Origin of the sequence: Aquipuribacter hungaricus, assembly GCF_037860755.1 — a bacterium.
GTDB lineage: Bacteria > Actinomycetota > Actinomycetes > Actinomycetales > JBBAYJ01 > Aquipuribacter > Aquipuribacter hungaricus.
Genome location: NZ_JBBEOI010000380.1, coordinates 1 through 2,116, shown reverse-complemented (window position 1 = coordinate 2,116; position 2,116 = coordinate 1). Strand labels below are relative to the sequence as shown.

General features: G+C 77.7%; 3 protein-coding genes. All 3 read left to right on the top strand.

Going from position 1 to position 2,116, the window contains the following annotated elements; translation table 11 throughout:
- Positions 1–844, top strand: an 844-nt coding sequence (locus tag WCS02_RS19890) for a pseudouridine synthase (protein WP_422665445.1), incomplete at its 5' end; no start/stop codon positions are given.
- Positions 845–881: 37 nt separating this feature from the next.
- Entirely contained in the window at positions 882–1,244 is a 363-nt protein-coding gene (gene aroH / locus WCS02_RS19885) for a chorismate mutase (RefSeq protein WP_340296020.1), read from the top strand.
- On the top strand, positions 1,241–2,116 hold an 876-nt coding region (locus WCS02_RS19880), incomplete at its 3' end, for a prephenate dehydrogenase/arogenate dehydrogenase family protein (protein ID WP_340296018.1). The genes aroH and WCS02_RS19880, both read left to right, overlap by 4 nt.

Below are 2,116 nucleotides of genomic sequence, written 5' to 3'. Positions count from 1 at the left end.
GTACGTCGGCGGCTCCCGCCCCGGCCCCGCCGACCGCCGCAAGATGCGCCAGGACCGCGGCGAGGCCCAGCGCGCCGCGCACGCCGCCGAGACGTCCGCCCCCGCCGCCGACGTCCACGACCCGGCCGGCGAGCGGCTGCAGAAGGTCCTCGCCAAGGCGGGGGTCGCCTCGCGCCGCCGCGCCGAGCAGCTCATCGCGCTGGGCCGGGTCACCGTCGACGAGCAGGTCGTCACCGAGCTGGGCACCCGCGTCGGGCCGACCCAGGTCGTCCACGTCGACGGCCTGCGGGTCCAGGTCGACGAGACCCGGGTCTACCTGGCCGTCAACAAGCCCCTCGGCATGGTCTCGACCATGGAGGACGAGGAGGGCCGTCCCAACCTCGGCGACCTGGTCCGCGACCGCGACGAGCGGCTGTTCCACGTCGGCCGCCTCGACATGGAGTCCGAGGGCCTGCTGCTGCTCACCAACGACGGCGACCTCGCCCACCGGCTCCAGCACCCCAGCTTCGGCGTGCCCAAGTGGTACCTGGCGCAGGTGCCCGGCCCGGTCGGCCGCGACCTCGGCGCCACGCTCCGGGCGGGCATCGAGCTCGACGACGGCCCGGTCCAGGTCGACGAGTTCGCCGTGGTGGACTCCGCCCCCGGGCGCGCCCTGCTGGAGATCGTCATCCACGAGGGCCGCAAGCACGTGGTCCGGCGGATGCTCGAGCAGGTCGGGCACCCGGTCGAGCGGCTGGTCCGGACCCGGATCGGCTCCATCCGCCTCGGCGAGCTCCCGCCCGGCTCCACCCGGCGCCTCAACGCCGGCGAGGTCGCGGGGCTGTTCCGCGACGTGGGCCTGTGACCGCGGTCGTGCCGGTCCCTCGGTAGCGTCCTCGACCATGGCGGTGCGGGCGGTCCGGGGAGCGGTGCAGCTCGACGTCGACGAGCGGGAGCACCTGCTCGACTCCACGCGCGAGCTGGTCACGGGCGTGATGGCGGCGAACGGGCTGTCCGCCGACGACCTGATCAGCATCGTGTTCACCTGCACGCCGGACCTCAGCAGCGAGTTCCCGGCCGTGGCCGCGCGCGAGGTCGGCCTGGGCGCGGTGCCTCTGCTGTGCGCGGTCGAGGTCGACGTCCCGGGTGCCATGCCGCGGGTGGTCCGCCTGCTCGCCCACGTGGAGACCGACCGGCCCCGCGACGCCGTCCAGCACGTCTACCTGCGCGGGGCCGTCGCGCTGCGCAGGGACATCGCCCAGTGACCGTGCCCGGCCGCGTCCTCGTGGTCGGCGCCGGGTTGGTCGGGACGAGCGTGGGCCTGGGCCTGCGCCCGGGCGGCACGGACGTCCTGCTCGCCGACGCCTCGCCGACCGTGGCCGCCGTCGCCGCCGACCTGGGCGCGGGCCGGCTGCCCGCCGGGGGCGTCCACCTGGGCAGCGGCAGCGGCACCGACGACGGCACCGACCTCGACGGCCCGCCCGGCCCGGTCCGGGAGGGGGACGAGCCGGACCTCGTCGTCGTCGCGGCCCCGCCCGACGTCACCGCCGGCCTCGTGGTCCGGGCGCTGCGGCGCTACCCCCGCGCGGTCGTCACCGACGTCGCCAGCACCAAGGAGGGCGTGGTGCGGCGCGTCCTGGCCGCCGCGGGGGAGGACGCCGCCCGCTACGTCGGCGGGCACCCCATGGCCGGGCGCGAGCGCTCGGGCCCGATGGCGGCGCGCGGCGACCTGTTCGTCGGCCGGCCGTGGGTCCTCACCCCCGTGCCCGGCACGTCGCCGGAGGCCGTCGACCTGGTGCGCACCACCGCCGGCCGGCTCGGCGCGGTCGTCGTCGAGCTGGACCCCGCGAGCCACGACGAGGCCGTCGCGCTCGTGTCGCACCTTCCCCAGGTGGCCGCCAGCCTGGTCGCCGCCCGCCTCGTCGGCGCGCCGGGCCAGGCGGTGGGGCTGGCCGGCCAGGGGCTGCGCGACGTCACCCGGATCGCCGCGAGCGACCCCGTGCTGTGGGCGCAGATCCTCGCGGGCAACGCCGTGCCGCTCGCCCGGCAGCTCCGCCTGCTGCGCGAGGACCTCGACCGCGCGCTCGCGGCGCTCGAGGCCGTCGCCGCGGCCGGGGCCCCTGGGCTCCCGGGGGCG